This window comes from Chryseobacterium phocaeense, assembly GCF_900169075.1.
GTDB lineage: Bacteria > Bacteroidota > Bacteroidia > Flavobacteriales > Weeksellaceae > Chryseobacterium > Chryseobacterium phocaeense.
Genome location: NZ_LT827015.1, coordinates 67417 through 88262, shown reverse-complemented (window position 1 = coordinate 88262; position 20846 = coordinate 67417). Strand labels below are relative to the sequence as shown.

At 39.9% G+C, this 20846-nt stretch carries 20 protein-coding genes; 18 read left to right on the top strand and 2 right to left on the bottom strand.

Going from position 1 to position 20846, the window contains the following annotated elements; all coding sequences use genetic code 11:
• The first annotated feature begins 165 nt into the window (after window positions 1–165).
• The 18 genes from B7E04_RS07200 to B7E04_RS07115 all read left to right on the top strand — a co-directional run bounded on the left by B7E04_RS07200 (window position 166) and on the right by B7E04_RS07115 (window position 18619).
• A complete protein-coding gene (locus tag B7E04_RS07200) occupies window positions 166–537 on the top strand; it encodes an NADH-quinone oxidoreductase subunit A (RefSeq protein WP_040996932.1) in 372 nt (123 codons plus the stop codon).
• Between the two features lie 119 nt (window positions 538–656).
• Complete coding sequence (locus B7E04_RS07195; protein WP_080778054.1) at window positions 657–1196, top strand: NADH-quinone oxidoreductase subunit B; 540 nt, start codon at window positions 657–659, stop codon at window positions 1194–1196.
• 4 nt (window positions 1197–1200) lie between these two features.
• Window positions 1201–1695: an NADH-quinone oxidoreductase subunit C gene (locus B7E04_RS07190; RefSeq protein WP_080778053.1), complete on the top strand. Its 495-nt coding sequence runs from the start codon at window positions 1201–1203 to the stop codon at window positions 1693–1695.
• A gap of 61 nt (window positions 1696–1756) precedes the next feature.
• On the top strand, window positions 1757–2980 hold the full coding sequence (gene nuoD / locus B7E04_RS07185) for an NADH dehydrogenase (quinone) subunit D (protein WP_080778052.1): 1224 nt from the start codon (window positions 1757–1759) through the stop codon (window positions 2978–2980).
• A gap of 101 nt (window positions 2981–3081) precedes the next feature.
• Window positions 3082–3591 (top strand): NADH-quinone oxidoreductase subunit NuoE family protein, encoded by a 510-nt coding sequence (locus B7E04_RS07180; protein WP_080778051.1) that lies wholly within the window; start codon window positions 3082–3084, stop codon window positions 3589–3591.
• 104 nt (window positions 3592–3695) lie between these two features.
• Complete coding sequence (gene nuoF, locus B7E04_RS07175; RefSeq protein ID WP_062652974.1) at window positions 3696–5054, top strand: NADH-quinone oxidoreductase subunit NuoF; 1359 nt, start codon at window positions 3696–3698, stop codon at window positions 5052–5054.
• A gap of 6 nt (window positions 5055–5060) precedes the next feature.
• Window positions 5061–5915: a hypothetical protein gene (locus B7E04_RS07170; protein ID WP_080778050.1), complete on the top strand. Its 855-nt coding sequence runs from the start codon at window positions 5061–5063 to the stop codon at window positions 5913–5915.
• A 55-nt stretch (window positions 5916–5970) separates the two neighbouring features.
• A complete protein-coding gene (locus B7E04_RS07165) occupies window positions 5971–6969 on the top strand; it encodes an NADH-quinone oxidoreductase subunit G (protein ID WP_062652975.1) in 999 nt (332 codons plus the stop codon).
• 100 nt (window positions 6970–7069) lie between these two features.
• Window positions 7070–8134 carry an NADH-quinone oxidoreductase subunit NuoH gene (nuoH, locus tag B7E04_RS07160; protein WP_062652976.1) on the top strand — a complete coding sequence of 355 codons (1065 nt, stop codon included), beginning with the start codon at window positions 7070–7072 and terminating at the stop codon, window positions 8132–8134.
• Window positions 8135–8246: 112 nt separating this feature from the next.
• Window positions 8247–8804 (top strand): NuoI/complex I 23 kDa subunit family protein, encoded by a 558-nt coding sequence (locus B7E04_RS07155; RefSeq protein ID WP_040996950.1) that lies wholly within the window; start codon window positions 8247–8249, stop codon window positions 8802–8804.
• Window positions 8804–9301: an NADH-quinone oxidoreductase subunit J family protein gene (locus B7E04_RS07150; RefSeq protein WP_062652977.1), complete on the top strand. Its 498-nt coding sequence runs from the start codon at window positions 8804–8806 to the stop codon at window positions 9299–9301. Before B7E04_RS07155 ends, B7E04_RS07150 begins: the two co-directional genes overlap by 1 nt.
• A gap of 4 nt (window positions 9302–9305) precedes the next feature.
• The gene (gene nuoK, locus B7E04_RS07145; RefSeq protein WP_080778049.1) at window positions 9306–9635 is read left to right on the top strand and encodes an NADH-quinone oxidoreductase subunit NuoK; all 330 of its coding nucleotides are present in this window, start codon (window positions 9306–9308) and stop codon (window positions 9633–9635) included.
• Between the two features lie 3 nt (window positions 9636–9638).
• On the top strand, window positions 9639–11552 hold the full coding sequence (nuoL, locus tag B7E04_RS07140; RefSeq protein WP_062652979.1) for an NADH-quinone oxidoreductase subunit L: 1914 nt from the start codon (window positions 9639–9641) through the stop codon (window positions 11550–11552).
• The gene (locus B7E04_RS07135) at window positions 11552–13045 is read left to right on the top strand and encodes a complex I subunit 4 family protein (RefSeq protein ID WP_080778048.1); all 1494 of its coding nucleotides are present in this window, start codon (window positions 11552–11554) and stop codon (window positions 13043–13045) included. The genes nuoL and B7E04_RS07135 overlap by 1 nt, the downstream gene beginning before the upstream one ends.
• A 160-nt stretch (window positions 13046–13205) precedes the next feature.
• On the top strand, window positions 13206–14585 hold the full coding sequence (locus tag B7E04_RS07130) for an NADH-quinone oxidoreductase subunit N (RefSeq protein ID WP_062652981.1): 1380 nt from the start codon (window positions 13206–13208) through the stop codon (window positions 14583–14585).
• A 408-nt stretch (window positions 14586–14993) separates the two neighbouring features.
• Entirely contained in the window at window positions 14994–15245 is a 252-nt protein-coding gene (locus B7E04_RS07125) for a hypothetical protein (RefSeq protein ID WP_080778047.1), read from the top strand.
• 127 nt (window positions 15246–15372) lie between these two features.
• Window positions 15373–17673 carry a GAF domain-containing protein gene (locus tag B7E04_RS07120; RefSeq protein WP_080778046.1) on the top strand — a complete coding sequence of 767 codons (2301 nt, stop codon included), beginning with the start codon at window positions 15373–15375 and terminating at the stop codon, window positions 17671–17673.
• A 145-nt stretch (window positions 17674–17818) separates the two neighbouring features.
• Window positions 17819–18619 (top strand): sulfite exporter TauE/SafE family protein, encoded by an 801-nt coding sequence (locus B7E04_RS07115; protein ID WP_080778045.1) that lies wholly within the window; start codon window positions 17819–17821, stop codon window positions 18617–18619.
• Window positions 18620–18716: 97 nt separating this feature from the next.
• Here B7E04_RS07115 and B7E04_RS07110 read toward each other — a convergent pair whose 3' ends face one another.
• Together B7E04_RS07110 and B7E04_RS07105 are read right to left on the bottom strand one after the other, a co-directional pair.
• On the bottom strand, window positions 18717–19640 hold the full coding sequence (locus tag B7E04_RS07110; RefSeq protein ID WP_080778044.1) for a bestrophin family protein: 924 nt from the start codon (window positions 19638–19640) through the stop codon (window positions 18717–18719).
• A gap of 18 nt (window positions 19641–19658) precedes the next feature.
• Window positions 19659–20840, bottom strand: coding sequence for a Pycsar system effector family protein (locus B7E04_RS07105; RefSeq protein ID WP_080778043.1), 1182 nt, complete (start codon window positions 20838–20840; stop codon window positions 19659–19661).
• Between the last annotated feature and the right edge of the window lie 6 nt (window positions 20841–20846).

The window sequence follows — 20846 nt, the reverse complement described above, 5'->3', positions numbered from 1 at the left end:
CCTACAAAAAACAGGAAAAATACACTAAGAAAATAATAACAAGCCTCTAATTTTTATTCATTCTAAATTACCGCTTTTCCCTATTTTCAACCCACATTTAAGCTTATTAATTTCATGCTTTCTTGTTTATTCGCTAAATTTGCAAATTGAGATAATAATGCAAAAATGAATTTACCTGAAAGTTATATTCCAATCCTGATCCAAGCAGGTGTAGCTGTGGCATTTGTGGCAGTTTCTTTGCTTGGAGCCCATTTTCTGGGACCCAAACAGAAGAAAGGAAATTCTGTAAAAAACCAAAGCTGGGAATGTGGAGTTCCTGTAGAAGGAAACGCGAGAACACCGTTTTCCATTAAGTACTTCCTGACTGCGGTATTGTTCGTGCTATTCGATATTGAAATCGTATTTTTTTACCCATACGCGGTTAATTTCAGAGAATTCGGAATGGAAGGATTCCTGGCCGTGCTTACCTTCGTGGCGATTTTCTTCATGGCATTTTTCTATGTCTGGAAACGCGGCGCATTGGATTGGGATAAATAAACTTTTAACATTAAAAGATTTAAGGTATTTAAATAATTTAAAATGACGACTTAAATTTTTGAATCTTTAAATACTTCAATCTTTAAATATTTACTAAAAATGTCAGATAAAAACCAGTAATAAGAACAGATGCACCTGCTCCGGAAGGATTTGAAGGAGAAGGGTTTTTCGCAACGAAACTGAGCAGTGTAATCGGGATGGCAAGAAAGTTTTCACTTTGGCCGCTTCCTTTTGCAACCTCTTGTTGTGGTATCGAGTTTATGGCAACCCTGAACCCTACGTATGATGCATCAAGATTTGGTATGGAAAGAAACTCTTTCTCACCAAGACAGGCAGATATGCTGATGGTTTGCGGAACTATATCTAAGAAATTAGGACCTGTCCTGAAAGAGGTGTATACCCAGATGGCCGAGCCGAAATGGGTAGTTGCAGTGGGAGCCTGTGCTTCCAGTGGTGGTATTTTTGATACGTATTCTGTACTTCAGGGAATCGATAAAATTATTCCGGTAGACGTTTATGTTCCGGGATGTCCTCCAAGACCAGAACAGATTATTGAAGGCGTGATGCAGGTACAGGCCCTGGCCGAAAGCGAAAGCATCAGAAGAAGAGATATGCCGGAATATCAGAAACTATTAGATTCCTACAACATAAGCAACTAAGAGAATGACAAACGAATTTGTATTAGAAGCCATCACAAGAGAATTTCCGGAGTCTGTTATTTCAAGTTCAGAGCCTTATGGAATGCTGACGATTGAAGTGAAGAAAGAAGATATCAAAAAAATCATTCACTACCTGAGAGATTCATCGCTGGGATTCAATTTCCTTACCGATATCTGCGGGATCCATTACCCTGAATTTCCGGACAAGGAAATTGGTGTAGTGTATCACCTGCACAATATGATGGCCAATTTCAGATTGCGTCTGAAGATCTTTATGTCCAGAGAAAATATTGAAGTGGATTCCCTTGTGGAATTATTTGCAGGAGCCAACTGGATGGAAAGAGAAACCTATGATTTCTACGGAATAAAATTCAAAGGACATCCTGATTTGAGACCTATCCTCAATATGGAAGATCTCGGATATCATCCTATGCTGAAGGAATACCGTCTGGAAGATGGAACAAGAACAGATAAGGACGATAATATGTTCGGAAGATAAAAAGCGAATGGCAAATGGCAGCTAGCCAATAGCCAGAAGCAAATAGCTAAAAGCAATCATTATGAAAGATAACTCATTATCTAATATACTTAACCAGTACGAAAGTAAGGAACAAATTGACGGACAGCTGTATACCCTCAATTTAGGACCTACCCACCCTGCTACCCACGGGATCTTCCAGAATATCTTAACGATGGATGGAGAAAGAATCCTTCACGCGGAGCAAACGGTAGGATACATCCACAGAGCATTTGAAAAAATTTCCGAAAGAAGAAATTATGCTCAGATTACTACCCTTACCGACCGTATGAATTACTGTTCTGCACCTATCAACAATTTAGGCTGGCACATGACTGTTGAAAAGCTGATTGGCGTTGAAGTTCCAAAACGTGTAGATTATATGCGTGTTATTTTGATGGAACTGGCAAGAATCGGTGACCACCTGATCTGTAACGGGGTAACCGGGATGGATTCAGGAGCGATTACAGGTCTTACCTATATGTTCATCGAAAGAGAACGTATCTATGATATGTATGAGCAGATCTGCGGAGCGAGGATGACCACCAATATGGGAAGAATCGGAGGTTTTGAAAGAGATTTCACTCCAAAATTCCATGAGCTTCTGAAAGACTTCTTAAAAACATTCCCGCCAAGATTCAAAGAATTCTGTACCCTTCTCGAAAGAAACAGGATTTTCATGGACAGAACCATCGGGGCAGGAGCTATTTCTGCTGAAAGAGCGTTAAGCTATGGTTTCACGGGCCCGAATTTACGTGCAGCAGGTGTAGATTATGATGTAAGAGTGGCACAGCCTTATTCTTCTTATGAAGATTTTGATTTCATTATTCCGGTAGGAACTGCAGGTGACACGTACGACCGTTTCATGGTCCGTCAGCAGGAAATCTGGGAATCCATTAAAATTATCAAACAAGCATACGAAAACCTTCCTGAAGGACCATTCCACGCGGATGTTCCGGATTTCTATCTTCCTGAAAAGGCAGATGTTTACAAGAAAATGGAAGCCCTGATCTACCATTTCAAAATTGTAATGGGAGAAACAGACGTACCGAAAGGAGAAGTATACCATGCTGTAGAAGGAGGAAACGGAGAATTAGGATTCTATTTGGTAAGCGACGGAGGAAGAAGCCCTTACAGACTTCACTTCAGAAGACCATGCTTCATTTATTATCAGGCTTATCCTGAAATGATCACAGGTTCTGTAATTTCAGACGCGATTGTTACGATGTGCAGCATGAATATCATTGCGGGAGAATTAGACGCATAAAATTGTAAAAAGTACAATGTATGATGTACAATGTACTTAAAATATAAACAGATAATAAATACTTTGTACTTTGTACAATGTACATTTTACAACAAAATAAAATGAGCGAAACAATAGCTTTTAAACCGGAAAGTTTAGCACAGGTACACAAAATTATCGCAAGATATCCTGAAGGAAGACAAAAGTCTGCCCTTCTTCCTGTACTTCACTTAGCGCAGAAAGAATTCGGAGGATGGTTAGACGTTCCTGTGATGGATTATGTTGCTGAATTATTAAGTATCAAGCCAATTGAAGTATATGAAGTAGCTACTTTTTATACCATGTTCAATATGAAGCCGGTTGGTAAATATGTTTTGGAAGTATGCAGAACGGGACCTTGTATGGTGTGCGGAAGCGAAAAAATCCTTGACCATATCAGAACCAAACTGAACATTAAGGACGGGGAAACTACCGAAGACGGTATGTTCACATTAAAGCCTGCTGAATGTCTTGGAGCATGCGGATATGCACCCATGATGCAGCTGGGGAAATTCTTTCATGAAAATTTAACGATAGAAAAAGTGGACGAAATCCTTGATCTTTGCAGACAGGGACAACTTGCTTTGGACTAATAATGATTCTGAATCTAAATTCTGGATTCTTAAGATCAGTTATTCTTTTTAATAATTATAAAAAGCTGGAAGCCAAGAGCCAATAGCTAAAAGCATAATAAACAATGAGTAAAAAACTTTTACTTAAAGACGCACATATAGAAGGCATCCGCTACTTTGAAACCTACCGCAAACAGGGAGGTTACACTGCAGCTGAAAAAGCCTTGAAAATGACACCTGACGAAATCCTGGAAGAAGTAAAAGCTTCGGGACTTCGAGGACGTGGTGGAGCAGGATTCCCGACAGGGATGAAATGGAGCTTCCTGGCAAAACCGGAAGGCGTGCCGAGACACCTCGTAGTGAATGCTGATGAATCTGAACCGGGAACTTTTAAAGACAGGTATCTGATGGAATTCCTTCCTCATCTACTGATCGAAGGAATGCTAATCTCTTCTTACTGTCTAGGTTCCAATGTTTCCTATATCTATATCCGTGGAGAATATTCGTGGATCCCGGATATTCTCGAAGAAGCTATTGAAGAGGCCAAAGCAGCAGGATTTTTAGGAAAAAACATCTTAGGAACCGGTTTCGACTGTGAAATTTATGTCCAGAGAGGAGGTGGAGCCTATATCTGCGGTGAGGAAACCGCATTGCTGGAATCCCTGGAAGGTAAAAGAGGAAACCCAAGATTAAAACCGCCATTCCCGGCTGTAAAAGGACTTTGGGAAAGACCAACCGTAGTTAACAACGTTGAATCTATCGCAGCTGTTGTTCCGATCATTGATATCACTGGCGCTGAATACGCTAAAATCGGGGTGGGAAGATCTACAGGTACGAAATTGATTTCAGCTTGTGGAAACATCAACAAACCTGGCGTTTACGAAATAGACATGACCATCACCGTAGAAGAATTCATCTACTCTGAAGAATACTGCGGCGGTATTAAGGATGGGAAAAGACTGAAAGCCTGTATTCCGGGAGGAAGTTCTGTTCCGATTGTTCCCGCTAATTTATTGCTGAGAACCGTAAACGGGGAGCCAAGATACATGAACTACGAATCACTGGCAGACGGAGGTTTTGCTACCGGAACCATGATGGGTTCAGGAGGTTTCATCGTTCTGGATGAAGATCAGTGTATTGTAGATCATACCATGACTTTGGCGAGATTCTACAACCACGAAAGCTGTGGACAGTGTACGCCTTGCCGTGAAGGTACAGGATGGATGTATAAGATATTAAAGAAGATAGAAAAAGGAGAAGGTAAAATGGAGGATATCGATCTGCTTTGGGATATCCAGAGAAAGATCGAAGGAAATACGATTTGTCCGTTAGGTGATGCAGCAGCATGGCCGGTTGCAGCGGCGATCCGTCATTTCAGAGACGAATTCGAATGGCATATTAAAAACCCTGAATTATCCCAGACCCAAAATTATGGATTAGCTAATTATGCTGACCCAATTCCTGCTGTTGAAAATAATGCGTAGCTAAGAATGAAGAAGTTATTGGTTGTCGGCCTTATGATGTCGAACCTTGCTTTTGCTCAGAATACTGTTCATATGGAGACAAAAGCATACGAAAATACCCAAAAAATGAATCCTTTTAAAAAAGGATCCGTAATGATTTTCTGGGGATGGAATAATGCAAAATATTCAAAATCGGATATCCGGTTTAAAGGAGACGGCTACGATTTCCAGCTGGAAAATGTAGCAGCTCAGGACAGGCAAACGAAATTCGATTGGGGAATTTATTTTAATCCGGGTAATCTGACGATTCCGCAGGTGAATTACAGAATTACCTATTTCCCTAAAGACAATTTCGGAATTACAGTGGGAATGGATCATATGAAGTATGTGATGGATCAGGATCAGACCGTGAATTTTAAAGGTCACATCAGCGATCCCCAATATGCAGCCATGGTAAACAACGGGCAGATAAATTTAAGTGACGCCAATTTTTTAACATTTGAACATACGGATGGACTGAACTATATCAACATCGGAGCTCAGAAGTATCACAATGTTTTGGATAAAAAAAATATTGATCTTTTCCTGAGTTACGGAGCCGGAATAGGAGCCTTATTACCGAAATCAAATGTTAAGCTGATGGGTAACGAAAGAAGTGACAGGTTTCACCTGGCAGGTTTTGGTACCGATATCAGAGCGGCGGTGAATTTAATTTTAATCAGTCATATCGTTCTTCAGGCAGAAGGAAAATTAGGATACATCAATATGCCTGATATTAAAACGACATTAAACAATAAACCTGACAAGGCTTCTCAGGATTTTGTATATGCGCAGTTCAATTTTGGAATCGGGTATACATTCAATACAAAAAAGTATAATTAAAATATAGCTTAAAAGCTTTTAACACTTTTAACAGCATAAGCGAAAAGCATAGAATATGAGCGAAGAGGTTAAAAAATTCAAAATAACTATAGACGGACAGACTACCGAAGTTTTGCCGGGCACATCCATCCTGGAAGCCGCAAGACAGATCGGTGGAAAATCTGTACCTCCTGCAATGTGCTACTACAGCAAATTGGAAACCAGTGGAGGAAGATGCAGAACTTGCTTAGTGGAAGTTTCCAAAGGATCCGAAGCAGATCCGCGTCCTATGCCGAAGTTGGTAGCAAGCTGCAGAACCAACGTCATGGACGGAATGGAGGTAAAAAACCTTTCGTCTGAAAAAGCTCAGGAAGGAAGAAAAGCCGTAACCGAATTCTTATTGGTGAACCACCCTCTAGATTGCCCTGTGTGCGACCAGGCCGGTGAGTGCCACCTTCAGGATCTTGGTTATGAGCACGGAAACCTTGAAACCAGAACGGAATTTGAAAGAAATACATACGAAGCAGACGATCTTGGTCCGAATATCAAGTTGAATATGAACCGTTGTATTCTGTGTGCAAGATGCGTATTGGCTGCCAACCAGCTGACAGGTCAGAGAGAGCACGGAATTCTCTTCAGAGGAGATCACGCTGAAATTTCAACCTATTTAAATAAAGCTTTGGATAATGACTTCATCGGAAACGTAATTGACGTTTGTCCGGTAGGAGCATTAACCGACAGAACATCCCGTTTTGCTAGCAGAGTTTGGTTTACTAAGCCAATGAATGCAACCTGTAAATGTGATAAATGTTCAGGAAAAGCTGTAGTTTGGATGAAAGGTGACGAAATTGTAAGAGTTACCGCCAGAAAAGACCAGTGGGGCGAAGTAGAAGAATTCATCTGCGACACCTGCCGTTTTGAAAGAAAAGAACTTTCCGACTGGAATATTGAAGGTCCTAGACATATCGACAGACATTCAGTAATTTCACTGAACCATTACGAAAAACCAAAGGATGAACTGAGAGTTTTAGACAATCCGATGGCAAAAGAAATCAGTGAAAAAGACGAAAAATAATTAATAAGACATCAGATCTCAGACAACAGACATCAGACCGTAGATTTTAAATCTGATATCTGACATCTGATATCTCATATCTAACATCTATAAAAATAAAATGGATTTACTAACATTTAAACTTATACTTGTACTGGCGCTTTTCCTGCTGTCTCTTACGATAGCGGCCTACTCTACCTGGGCAGAAAGAAAAGTAGCATCTATCATGCAGGATAGAATTGGTCCCAACAGAGCCGGACCTTTCGGATTGCTGCAGCCTCTTGCGGATGGTGGAAAATTTTTCTTTAAAGAGGATTTCACCCCTGCCAATGCGGAAAAATTCCTTTTCGTACTGGGACCGGCGTTGGTGATGTTTATTTCACTGATTACAGGAGCCGTTATTCCATGGGGTAAAAGTTTAAATATTGCAGGAACTTCTTTTGACCTGCAGGTAGCTAACATCGATGTTGGGGTACTTTTCATCATCGGAATGGCTTCCATCGGCGTATACGGAATTATGATCGGAGGTTGGGCTTCGAATAACAAATATTCACTTTTAGGAGCTATCCGTGCTTCTTCGCAGATGATCTCTTACGAATTGGCGATGGGGTTAGCTTTGCTTTCTATCATTATGATGACGGGAAGTTTAGATCTGAAAGAAATTACAGAAAGCCAGACGACAGGAAAATTATGGGGCGTTATTCCATGGGTTTCAGGTTTGAACTGGAATATTTTCTACCAGCCGATTGCCTTCCTGGTGTTCTTTGTTGCTGCATTGGCAGAAACCAACAGACACCCTTTTGACTTACCTGAATGTGAATCTGAACTGGTAACAGGATATTCTACGGAGTATTCTTCTATGAAATTAGGATTGTATATGTTCGGGGAATATGTGAACATGTTTATTTCCAATGCTTTCATGGTCGTTCTTTTCTTCGGAGGGTACAACTACCCGGGAATTGAATGGGTCACTCAGAACTGGGGCGAAAACGTTGCTGGAATCCTGAGTATCGTTGCGTTCTTAACAAAAACGGTAATCGGAATTCTGATCTTTATGTGGATCAGATGGACGCTTCCAAGATTCAGATATGACCAACTAATGCACTTAGGATGGAAAACCCTGATCCCGATGGCATTGGTAAACCTGCTGATTACAGGAGCTGTAATTTTAGCATTTGCAAACTAGAATAATTTGAAAATGAGATGATGTGATGATGTGATAATTTGGTGATCCGGGTAAGAACTTCCCGCTTCCATCTTCTAACATCTAACGTCTAACATCTAACATCTATAATTAAATGAAACTTACGAACAGATCAAAAGTTGTTTCCAACAAAGAAATGACCCTTGCTGAAAAAATCTACCTTCCTGCTATTTTTACCGGGATGGGGATTACATTTAAGCATGCTGTAAGAACCGTGATAAAAGGTGCTCCCGCAGTATATTCGTATCCGGAAGTACAGAAACCCAGAACCACCATCTGGAGAGGTCAGCACGTTTTGAAAAGAGACGAGGAAGGCAGAGAAAGATGTACAGCCTGTGGACTTTGTGCCGTAGCCTGCCCTGCAGAAGCCATCACCATGACTGCTGCCGAAAGAACGAAGGAGGAAAAAGGTCTTTACAGAGAAGAAAAATATGCATCAGTATATGAAATCAATATGCTGAGATGTATTTTCTGCGGAATGTGTGAAGAAGCCTGCCCGAAATCTGCCATCTATCTTACAGACAGACTGGTAGACGTGGAAACCAACAGAGGATCTTTCATCTACGGAAAAGATAAGTTGGTAGAAAAAATAAATGAAAGGATTGACATTACGACAAGACAATCCGAGAAACAAAAAAATGCGGTAAAATAATGGATCAGTTTTTATTTTTCTTGGTGGCGTTTTTAGCAGTGGCAAGTGCAGTGTATTTTGTATTTGCAAGAAATCCTCTCTATGCTATTTTGTCATTAATTGTTACGATGTTTTCCATTGCAGGCATGTACATTCTTCTGAATGCACAATTCCTTGCGATTATCCAGATTATAGTGTACGCCGGAGCCATCATGGTATTATTCCTTTATATCCTGATGATGCTTAACCTTAATAAAGAAGACGAAAGTAAGAAGGGCAATACTTTAAAATTTGTCGGAGTTTTTACGGCCGGTCTTTTATTAATTGGAGTTTTAGGCGTATTCAGAGGTGTTCAGGATAACCATATTGTTGTTGAAAATGTAGATAAAGGTGTGGGTCTTACGAAAAATCTGGGTAGGCTTTTGTTTAATGAATATGTTTTACCGTTTGAGCTTGCTTCTATCCTGATTTTGGCAGGTATTGTAGGTGCGGTATTAATCGGTAAAAAAGATTTATAAAATTATGGGAGAAGTAAATACATTTATACAAAGCGTCCCTCTGAATTATTTCATCATTCTTTCTTCTGTATTATTCAGTTTGGGAGTGTTGGGCGTATTGCTGAGGAAAAATGCTATTGTTATTTTGGGCTGTGTAGAGCTTATGCTAAATTCCACGAACCTTTTACTGGCTGCTTTTTCAGCGTATAAAGGCAACGGAGACGGACAGCTTTTAGTTTTCTTCATTATGGTGGTAGCCGCCGCTGAAGTAGCGGTAGGTCTGGCAATTATTGCTATGCTGTATAGAAATACCCGTTCTGTAGATGTTAGTATATTTAATAAATTAAGAGGATAAGGAATGGAAAATTTAGTGTATGCAATAGTACTTTTACCACTTTTAGGGTTTCTTATTAACGGTTTATTCGGGAAAAATCTTCCAAAAATATTTGTCGGCTCTCTGGCTACAGCTATGGTTTTCGGATCATTCTGTATTGCAGTAAGTCTTTTCATGAATATGAATTCAGAAAGCCAGCCGGTGATCGTAAAAGCATTTGAGTGGTTTACTGTAAACGGGGTTCAGATCAATTTCGGATTCCAGATTGATCAGCTTTCATTAATGATGGTGATGATCATTACGGGAATCGGTTCCCTGATCCACCTGTACTCGATCGGATATATGAGCCATGACAAAGGTTTCTATAAGTTTTTTACTTATCTGAATCTTTTCATCTTCTCCATGTTACTTTTGGTAATGGGAAGCAACTACCTGATCCTGTTTATCGGATGGGAAGGTGTAGGTCTTTGTTCTTATCTGCTGATCGGGTTCTGGTATACTAACGAAGAATATGGTAAAGCAGCTAGAAAAGCTTTCATCATGAACAGAATTGGTGACCTTGCCTTATTGATCGGAATCTTTATGATTGCGGCTCAGACCAACGCAGTGGATTACCTTACCGTAGCACAAAACGCTTCAAAATTTGAATTGGACGGAACAGTAATTATATTCATTACAGCGAGTTTATTTATCGGAGCAACCGGTAAATCTGCGCAGGTTCCTTTATATACATGGTTACCGGATGCAATGGCAGGTCCTACTCCGGTTTCCGCATTGATCCACGCGGCAACGATGGTAACGGCAGGTATTTATTTAGTGGTAAGATCCAACTTCTTATTTACTTTAGCTCCTACCGTTCAGGGAGGAATTCTCTTAATCGGATTCTTAACTGCAGCTTTGGCAGGATTCTATGCACTTCGTCAGAACGACATCAAAAAAGTATTGGCATACTCTACCGTTTCACAGCTTGGATTCATGTTCATTGCTTTGGGACTGGGAGCTTATACTACGGCGATGTTCCACGTAATGACGCACGCATTCTTTAAAGCTTTATTATTCCTGGGGGCAGGTTCTGTGATCCACGCCATGAGCAACGAGCAGGATATGCGTTTCATGGGGGGGCTGAAAAAATACATTCCCGTGACCCATGCTACTTTCCTGATCGGAACATTAGCTATTTCGGGTTTCCCTTTATTATCGGGGATGATCTCAAAAGACGAAATTTTAGTCGCAGCTTTCGCTAAAAATCCGGTGTACTGGGTGATGCTCTTTGTTTTAGCGGCCATGACTGCCACCTATATGTTCAGACTGTATTATCTTACGTTCCACGGAGAATTCAGAGGGACAGAAGACCAGAAACACCACTTACACGAAAGCCCGTCCAATATGACGCTTCCGCTGATCGTACTGGCTATCCTTTCTGTACTTGGAGGTTTCATTAACCTTCCTCACTTCATCGGGCACGGCCATTATGCTAAATTAATGGAATGGCTGAAGCCTGTTCTTACCGAGCAAAGCTACAGCCAGATGGAAGCAACTCTTTCCGGAGTACCGTTTGGAACTGAAATGATACTATTAGGCGCTACGGTTCTTATGTTCTTCTGCGTATGGTTTATCGTAAAGAATACCTACGTGAAAAAGAAAAAGATGGCGCTTGCAGAAGAAAGCTATACCGGATGGGAAAAGCTTTCTGCTAAAAAATTATATGTAGACGAACTTTACAATGCATTGATTGTAAAAACTGTTGAAGGATTAGGACGCGGAGGAAAGATGTTCGATAAAGGAATCTTAGACCGTTTTGTAGACTTCGTGGGCGAAGGCGCTGAAGACAGCGGAAAAGCCATGAAGCGTATCCAGAACGGAAATGTAGAGACCTATATTCTGATTATGTCTTTAGCGGTGGGAATTATACTGATTGTTAACTTTATATTACAATAATGTCTGGTTTATTATTAACATTATTACTATTACCTCTTGTAGGTTCGGGATTAGTTTTTGCATGGAAAGATAAATCCAGCAAATATTTGGCGCTGGGAATTGCTTTGATCCAAATGCTCATTACGTTCTACATCGTAGCGGATTTTGATTTTAATCCAACGGTAGACAGCGTACTACAGCACGAGATCAACTACCCTTGGTCACAATTTATTAAAAGCTCACTTCATTTCGGGATAGACGGGATGAGCCTGCTGCTTTTACTGTTGACCAATATTCTTACGCCAATCATTATTTTATCATCTTTTAACGAAAATGTTAGCTACAGAAATACATTCTATGGTCTGATCCTGCTGATGCAGTTTGGTCTTGTAGGGGTTTTCACATCGCTTGACGGATTGCTATTCTACATTTTCTGGGAAGTAACCCTTATCCCGATCTGGTTTATTGCCGGACTTTGGGGCCAGGAAAACAAAAGATTTGAATTCACTACGAAATTCTTCGTTTATACATTCGTGGGGTCACTATTTATGTTAGCAGGATTGATCTATGTGTACAATCACTCGGCATCATTCGCTTTAACGGACCTTTACAATGCTGATCTTAATGAAGTACAGCAGACGGTGGTATTCTGGTTTATTTTCTTTGCATTTGCAGTGAAATTACCGGTATTCCCTTTCCATACGTGGCAGCCGGATACTTATACCTACTCTCCTACCCAGGGATCCATGCTTTTATCAGGGATCATGCTGAAAATGGCAGTTTATGGCGTTATTCGTTATTTATTGCCGATCTCGCCGCTTCCCATTGCAGGAATTTCAGGACAGATCGTTATTATTTTAGCCATCGTAGGAATTGTTCACGGAGCATTAATCGCAATCATCCAGACGGATATGAAGAGAATCATCGCGTATTCTTCTTTCTCTCACGTAGGATTAATGGTAGCAGGGATTTTCTCCTCCGCAGTGATTACTTTAAGAGGAACATTCAATATCGAAGGTGCTGAAGGCGCATTGGTACAGACGTTTGCCCACGGTATCAACGTGGTGGGACTGTTCTACTGCTGTGATATTTTATACAAAAGATTTAAGTCAAGAGACATCAGACAAATGGGAGGTTTAGCGAAAGTGGCTCCTAAATTTGCCGTGCTGTTTCTGATTATTATATTAGGTTCAATGGGAGTTCCGTTGACGAATGGATTTATCGGGGAATTTATTTTGCTGAAATCAGTCTATGATTTTAACGGGCTGGCAGCAGTAATCGCCGGTCTTACGGTAATTCTTTGTGCTGTGTACCTATTGAGATTCTACGGAAAAGCTATGTTCGGGGAAGGAGACGAAGCTGTTTTAAGTACAGCCAGAGACCTTTCCGGTGTAGAATTCTCCGTATTGGCAAGTTTAGCGGTTTTCGTGATCCTGCTGGGTATTTTCCCTCAGCCGGTGATCGATATGGTCAATAGTTCGCTGAAGTTTATCTATACGGCGATGGCCAGCTAAAAAATTAAAAGAGTAAAAATTAAAAAATTAAGAGATCAGAAGAGCAAAAGAATAAAGAGAAAAGAATAAAGACTGGAATTCCGGATTTCCGGCTATCACAATAACTTTAAACCTTGACCTTTAAACTTTAAACTCAAATCTCACATCTCAAATCTATAGTATGAGTGTTTTAATTATTGTTTTCCTAACGGCAGTTATTGCGTTATTTTCAGGAGTTTTCGAACAGGGAAAATTCGCAAGGTATATTGGGATTTTAGGACTGATCGTAGCGTTATATGTAAGCTTCCTACCGGAATGTGCTTTCTTCGAAAAGTACAGACACATGTATGAGTATACATTAAATACTGCATTATTTACTAAAATATCCATTGTGACTACCCTATTGTTATTTTTCCTGGGCGGTTTTGCGTTCAGCAACCACAGAAGTCACCAGTCGGAATTATATGCCCTGATGCTTTTTGCATTATGCGGCGGGATTATTCTTTTCGGATTCCAGAACCTGGTAACGCTGTTCTTAGGAGTAGAGATCCTTTCCATTCCTTTATATGTAATGGCAGGGGCTAACAAAACTGATTTAAGATCCAATGAGGCTTCAATCAAGTATTTCCTGATGGGTGCTTTCGCAACAGGTTTCTTACTGTTCGGTATTGCATTTATTTACGGAAGTGCAGGAAGTTTCGATTTATATAAAATCCAGGAGTTCGGGGTTAAAAACTCTAAAGATGTGATGTTCATTCTGGGAGTATTACTGATCCTTTGTGCCCTGGCATTTAAAGTGGCTTTAGCGCCTTTCCATATGTGGAGCCCGGATGTATACGCCGGAGCGCCTTCCCTGATCACTGCATTTATGGCAAGTGTTGTGAAGATCTCAGGATTCTTTGCTTTATTCAGGTTGATGACGATTGGTTTTGCAGGCGTTACCCATGAATGGATCAATGTTTTAGGTGTATTCCTGATCATTACCCTGCTTTTGGCCAACGTGATGGGACTTGCCCAGACGAACGCAAAAAGAATGCTGGCTTACTCATCCGTATCTCATGCAGGATACATCGGACTTGTATTCTTCGGAATGACTAATCTTTCTACCTATAACCTGGCATTTTACCTATTCGCTTACTCGTTATCTACAGTAGGTGTTTTCATGTGCCTGATCTGGGTAGAAAAATTGAAAAGAGAAACCTCTTTCGGAGCTTTCAAGGGATTGGCAAAAACTGAACCTCTATTGGCTACAGCAGCAGCAATCTCCATGCTTTCAATGGCCGGAGTTCCATTAACAGCAGGTTTTATGGGTAAATTTGCGTTGTTCTCCCAGGCGATGAACGGTGCAGCTTTCCTTGTATTAATTGCTGTGTTAGGTTCTGCCCTTTCTATTGCATTCTACTTAAGACTGATCATTGCCATGTTCTTCTTCAAAGAATCTACATTCAAATCTTCAGAAAAAGTAACATTGACTTACAATATCGTAGCGGTATTTGTCATTGCATCAATTATTATATTGGGAGTTTTCCCTGACCTGTTCGCAAGACAGTTCGGATTATAAAATACTGATATCAAAATATACAAAAGCACAACTTTCCTGTTGTGCTTTTTTTATGACTAATCAAAGAATATTAAGCTCCATTTCCTGAGTTTTTTGAGTATGTTTTAAACGCAAAGACGCAAGGGAAATCCATTAAAACCCGATTATTTTAAGAACGCAGGGATTTTATCGGAGATAGAATTTAATACCGTTATAAACAATGTGAATAAAGAAATCCTATATCGACTGCGCGATTCTTGCTGAAAATCTTTGATTTTCTTGCGCCTTAACAACATCACAATTTTAAATCCTTGCGCCCTTGCGATTAACCAAAAAAATAATCCTTAATATTGACTAATACATTGTCTCAAAAATTCACAGTTAATATAATTTCCAAAAAAAACACTACATTTGAGTACATTAATCACAATGAAAAAACACCTCATCACCGTCCTTACTGCTCTGCTTATCATAGCTTTTCTATTTTTTGTCAGTAAAGACCTAAAAGATACTGAGAATTACGGAATACTTGTCCTGCCCCTTGCCCTTATATTCTCTGTTCCGCTGATGAAATTCCTTTTCCCGGTAACCAGGGAATTAAAGATCGGAACCTCAGAATTTTATCCTACTCTTTATCACAAAACTGCCGAATTTTTCAAAAAGAAAAGAGAGAACAGATAATGCTCTATCTTTTTGGAAGTTTTGTTTGAAAAAAATAAATAAAGTCATTCAGAAAGATCATTTTTACCAATTTGAAGGCTATTTGAAAATGCCGTTTTTTTCATAACTTTACTTTAAATTTCAGCATTTGGCCAATCTTTACAAAAAAGACGCTCCCTTTGAGGTTCTAATATCATTCAAAAAATATTTGGATGTTCTGGAACATATCCGCTACAACGACCGTTTGGAGTACCGGGTCAACTATGCTGAATCTTTATTGGAAAGAACCGAAAAATTTCCGGAGCTGAAAGACGGTTTTCTGGATGAAGCCGTACTGGAAAAGCATGAGGAACTTATCAGGCTGCTGCTTGCAGACCTTTTCCCTATCGGGCTTACCCGCAACGAAATTAAGGCGGCCAGTATTCCACTTTCTAAAACCACTTTTAACTATACCGAAAGGTTTAAAAATATTCTCAAAGATGCCGGAAAAGATTTTGAAATAGAGCTGAGAAATATCGGTGACGATGAATTTTATGTATTCTGCTGCTGCCTGATCCTCCAGAGTTATTTTAAAAGAGACATCAAAAGTACCATGCCTTTTTATTATGATATTCCCAACAGATTGGGTATCATGAAGCATTATAAAATTACGGTCAATTCAGATTTTACAGAGGTTTATCCCGGCGAAAATGCAAAGATTCCAACGGAAGAGGTGGTGGACATGCTGCTGGAAAATTTAGATGATTTTAACCTCTGGAAAAAATACTTCCCATCAAAATCATGGGTTTTAAAAGGGTTTACCATTATTTCCCTAGTAGACTGTACCTCAGAAGTGGCCCTGTCTGACCTTAAATCGAGCATGATAGAAATAGATCCCGAGGATCTGAGCCCGGATGAAAATCTTGTTGAAATCTTTAAATCGTATTTTGAGGTGCCGGAACTTAACTTCGGACTGATGCTGTTCGATAAAAAAGACCAGAAACTGGGCAGGCTTCCCATCTATGAAAATCTTTTTACCCATCATGTGCTGGACTTCTGGATCAATGCATTTGATGAGGAAACCCGGAAAAGTACATTCAGCAACATCAATCATAATTCCAAGCCCATTGTGATCTCAAATGTTGACAATCTGGATCACGAAATCAAAAGCCTTCCTTCATTCAATATTCTGAAGGACAACAATATCAACAGCTTCATGGTCATCCCTATCATGAAGGACGGAGAACTTCTGGCCATCATGGAATTTACGTCACCACAGGCAAACAGCTTCAATGGCTTAAAGCTGAAGAAAATGGAGTTCTTCTCAGATATGATCCTCTTCTCCCTGAACCGATTCAATTTTGAAAAAAACTATCAGATAGAAGCCATTATCCAGCGGGAATACACCTCCATCCACAACAGTGTGGTATGGAAATTCAGGAATGAAGCTGAAAAATATTTCAATGCCTCACTCGGGAAAAAGATGTATACCCTGAAACAGATTTCCTTTAAAAACCTGACACCGCTGTTTGGGTTCTCGGATATCCGTTCTTCTTCAGACAAGCGTTTTAACCTTATGCTGGAGGACCTCAACCAGCAGCTTGAAAGCCTCCATGATATTTTCGTCATGATCAATTCCGATTCGGAGAAATATCTTCTCGCACTGGAGATTTTTGAAAATGAACTGAACAACGAAATCAAAGCAGACACGGAGCAGCGTTTCCAGAGGCTTCTGAGAGAAGAAATCCATCCTTTCCTCCAGGGGAAACTGGAACTGAAAACCGACCGTGAAATCAAAAATAAAATCAAAGATTATTTCCTACAGGTTTTTACCCAAACCGATCTGTTTTATGCCAACAGAAAAAGCTTAGATGATTCTATCACCCTGGTTAACAGGAAACTTGCCGACATGCTGGACGAAAGCCAGGTAAAAGCCCAGCAGATCTTCCCGCACTATTTTGAAAGATTTAAATCAGACGGTGTGGAGCACAATCTCTACATTGGCCATAATATCGCGCCGGATCTTCATTATACGTCAAAAGAAGTTCACAAATTAAGATACTGGCAGCTGAAAACGATCTGTAATATGGAACGTGAATTCCAGAGCTTTAAAAGGGATCTTCCGATTCAACTGGATATTGCGTCACTGATCTTTGTATATAACGAGAAAATAGACATCCGTTTCAGAATGGATGAAAAACGCTTTGATGTAGATGGCGCCTACAATTCTTATTATGAAATTATCAAAAAGCGTCTGGATAAGGCCCATGTAAAAGATTCATCGGAAAGAATCACCTGCCCCGGAAAAATCACCATTGTTTATTTTGGTATGGAAAACCAGAAAGAATACCTGGAATATATCAGCAAGCTTCAGAAAAAAGAAATTCTTCAGAACGATGTAGAGTTTCTGAAAGTGGAAGATCTTCAGGGAATTACAGGACTGCTGGCGCTGAGGATTTCGTTGGTGTAAAGCTATTTGGAAACAAGTATTTCTCTTATCATAATCAAACATTTTTTACGGCTTTATTTTAAACCTAATCATACATACTGGGAAGAAACTATTATCTATCTTTGGATAAGAATTTTTACTTCATTTTCAAACTATTTACCCTGTTATGGATCTCAATTCATTCTTTGCTGAATATTCTCCCGTTTTGTTGCTTTCTTTATCTCTCATTGCTTTTGTTTCAGGATTCATTGATGCCGTAGTTGGCGGTGGCGGGCTTATCCAGATTCCAGCATTGCTTATTGCTTTCCCCAATGTACAGGTGGCGACAATTTTCGGTACGAATAAGATTGCTGCCTTATCTGGAACCACAGTGGCTGCTGCACAGTATACCAGGAAAGTCCGTTTTAATTATCCCCTGTTGCTGGTGGTTTCCATTTTTGCATTTATCACTTCCTGGCTGGGTGCTCAGGTGGTCAGCATTATCCGGACAGAAATTTTAAAGCCTGTTATTCTGGTTATCCTGATTATTATGATGATTTACATCTATAAGAAAAAGCAGTTCGGAACGGTTCAGACCAAAACGTTATCTCCCTTAAAGCAAATGGTATTCGGATCTGTCATTGGTTCTGTAGTGGGCTTCTATGACGGCATATTCGGTCCCGGAACCGGAAGTTTTTTTATTCTGGGTTTTGTTTTCTTCTTAGGCTTTGAGTTTGTAATGGCCTCAGCATATGCAAAAGTAATCAACTGCCTGACCAACATATCTGCCCTCACAGTTTTCATCAGACAGGGACACTATATTCTGGGCATTGGATTGATGATGGCTTTCTTTAATGTAGCTGGAAGTTTTATTGGCAGTCATCTGGCCCTGAAGAAGGGAAATGGTTTTGTAAGAAAAATATTCCTGGTCGTGGTTTCTATGATGATTGCAAGGTATGGATATGATGTTTTTACGGAATATTTTTGAACTTTCACCAAATCGTCCACTAGTCTTCAAAAAGTACATTCCCTTTAACATCTTCTAACTTCCTTCCTCCAGCTTCCATTCTTCTTCATTTTCAAAACTAATCTATAAAATAAGAATCCGGTTTCTTAAGCTCTCCCTGCGGTATTCCGGCCTGCTCAAAGATAGAATACTCAATCGTTCTGCAGATACTGTTTAGGGCAAGGTCATTCTCCTCTTCTCCGAACGGCTCCCCGATTTCCTGAATGATCGCATCCAATGCAATGAAAGTATAGCTGATCAAAAGAACAATCAGGGGCATCATCCAGTCCAGTGAATCCACCAGTCCGAAAGGCAGCCAGAAACAGTACAGATAAACCGTGCGGTGCAGCAATACACTATAGGCAAAAGGTAACGGTGTATTATAAATCCTTTCACATCCGCCCGAAATATTGGAAAACTGATTGAGCTGATGATCCATGGAAGTCATAACAATCGTGTCAATATTTCCCTTCCGCTGCTGTTCATTCAGCCAGTCTGCAATAAAACCCAGAATAATGCCGGGAATAAACTTTTTATCCTTCAACTGCTCCGTCTGTTCCGGGGAAAGAAGCCTTGTTAAATGTTCCGTTCCGGATTTATCCCTCAGTTGATAATTCAGAGACCAGCAGAATGCCGATATCATTTTGATGATTTTTTCTTTTTCTTCCTTAGCTCCCGGTGAAGAATCATTTACCAGAGAAAGGATCTGTCTGGTCAACGATCTGGTTTCAATCACCAGCGAACCCCAAAGCTTCCGGCCTTCCCAGAAACGGTCATAGCTTGCAGAATTGCAGAATCCCATGAAAATAGCCAGTGCCAGACCGATGAGTGTAAAAATAGTCGGATTAAGATGGACTTTATAATCAAAGATTTTTCCTTTAAAAAAATAGATTAACAGTGAAAATACCAGAATAACAGCCAGCTGCACTACTATTTTCTTCAGCACTGAACCTCTCCATATAAATAACATTTTCAGCCAATTGGTCCGCTGTCTGACAATCATCTTTATTTATTTTTTTAATTAAAGCGAAAGAAAAGCATACCCGAAAGACAGCACGGAAATAATAATTCCGGCCATAAATATCTGATAGGTTACCGATAACAGCTTGTACTTTCTGTCCAGAACTTTCCCAAGGAAATAAAGATCCTTCACCATAGAATCATAAATATAATCCCGGTCTTTGATCATATCTTTCATCGCATTATGATAATCGTCGAACAGCATCTGGTGAAAGTTTCCGAAAAACAGAAGGTTTACTTTCTTCTGCGCAACATCCTGCGCCGTAAAATGAGTCTTGGTTACATTCGGTTTTGTGGATAGAATCGCAAATATTATCGTCAGAACACTTGACAACAGCAATATAAAGCTCGGAATGATCAGGTGGGCATTCTTTGGCGTATCCAGTTTTGGAACCAGTACGGAAAGACATACCGAAATGATAATGGCGTTTACGGAAAGTAGAATGTTCGCTTTACTGTCTGCAATATCACTCAATCTGGTATGATTGTTCAGCGTTACCCTGAATAGTGTATCCACACTGCGGTCAGATTTAGGATCTTTAGGTTCTTTTTTAGAATCTGAGCTTTCCTTTTTATCTTTTCTCTTTTCCTCGTCTTTTTCCAGCTTTTTTTCTATTTTCCTGATATTGTCAGCTTTCATAGGCTCCCAGTTGTCCTTTGCATATTCCGTGTAATAATGATGCTTGTTTTTAAGCATATCCAGGTTTCCTGCATTCCATTCTTCATTGGAGAAACATCGTACGTTGGTAAGCTCCCATTCCTTTCTAAGGGCATCGGAAATATCATTATAATCGTGGCTGGCAAAATGACTGCAGTCTGCATCTTTCACAATCTTTTCCAGAAGGTTTTGCGGTTCATAAGTAATTTTTGTCGCCAGAATCAGTTGGGAAATATCCTTAATATCGGTTTCCTGATAATTTTCTTCCTTTAGGAAATCCGTAAGAATCTTTACCCCCTCCTCTTCATGATTCTGGGCACATTTGATATATCCGGTATCATGAAACCACAGCGCAAGCAGCACTTTCTCCTGATCTTCCTTGGAAACAGGCGTATTTCTCATAATCTCCTCCGCCTTATTCACTGTATAGGTGGTATGAATAAAATTATGATAAAAATATACAGAAGATAACTTATCTTTGAATAAGTTTTCGACATAATCTTTAGCTTTGTGTAAAATGCCCATTCCTGA

Bases quoted from the DNA above. Each gene is read 5' to 3' on its own strand.
- B7E04_RS07135 (WP_080778048.1), top strand. From the start codon at position 11,552: ATGTCTGGTTTATTATTAACATTATTACTATTACCTCTTGTAGGTTCG.
- nuoD (WP_080778052.1), top strand. From the start codon at position 1,757: ATGAAAGATAACTCATTATCTAATATACTTAACCAGTACGAAAGTAAG.
- nuoK (WP_080778049.1), top strand. From the start codon at position 9,306: ATGGGAGAAGTAAATACATTTATACAAAGCGTCCCTCTGAATTATTTC.
- nuoF (WP_062652974.1), top strand. From the start codon at position 3,696: ATGAGTAAAAAACTTTTACTTAAAGACGCACATATAGAAGGCATCCGC.
- B7E04_RS07155 (WP_040996950.1), top strand. From the start codon at position 8,247: ATGAAACTTACGAACAGATCAAAAGTTGTTTCCAACAAAGAAATGACC.
- B7E04_RS07165 (WP_062652975.1), top strand. From the start codon at position 5,971: ATGAGCGAAGAGGTTAAAAAATTCAAAATAACTATAGACGGACAGACT.
- nuoH (WP_062652976.1), top strand. From the start codon at position 7,070: ATGGATTTACTAACATTTAAACTTATACTTGTACTGGCGCTTTTCCTG.
- B7E04_RS07200 (WP_040996932.1), top strand. From the start codon at position 166: ATGAATTTACCTGAAAGTTATATTCCAATCCTGATCCAAGCAGGTGTA.
- B7E04_RS07115 (WP_080778045.1), top strand. From the start codon at position 17,819: ATGGATCTCAATTCATTCTTTGCTGAATATTCTCCCGTTTTGTTGCTT.
- B7E04_RS07105 (WP_080778043.1), bottom strand. From the start codon at position 20,840: ATGGGCATTTTACACAAAGCTAAAGATTATGTCGAAAACTTATTCAAA.
- B7E04_RS07125 (WP_080778047.1), top strand. From the start codon at position 14,994: ATGAAAAAACACCTCATCACCGTCCTTACTGCTCTGCTTATCATAGCT.
- B7E04_RS07190 (WP_080778053.1), top strand. From the start codon at position 1,201: ATGACAAACGAATTTGTATTAGAAGCCATCACAAGAGAATTTCCGGAG.
- B7E04_RS07110 (WP_080778044.1), bottom strand. From the start codon at position 19,640: ATGATTGTCAGACAGCGGACCAATTGGCTGAAAATGTTATTTATATGG.
- B7E04_RS07180 (WP_080778051.1), top strand. From the start codon at position 3,082: ATGAGCGAAACAATAGCTTTTAAACCGGAAAGTTTAGCACAGGTACAC.
- B7E04_RS07150 (WP_062652977.1), top strand. From the start codon at position 8,804: ATGGATCAGTTTTTATTTTTCTTGGTGGCGTTTTTAGCAGTGGCAAGT.
- B7E04_RS07170 (WP_080778050.1), top strand. From the start codon at position 5,061: ATGAAGAAGTTATTGGTTGTCGGCCTTATGATGTCGAACCTTGCTTTT.
- B7E04_RS07130 (WP_062652981.1), top strand. From the start codon at position 13,206: ATGAGTGTTTTAATTATTGTTTTCCTAACGGCAGTTATTGCGTTATTT.
- nuoL (WP_062652979.1), top strand. From the start codon at position 9,639: ATGGAAAATTTAGTGTATGCAATAGTACTTTTACCACTTTTAGGGTTT.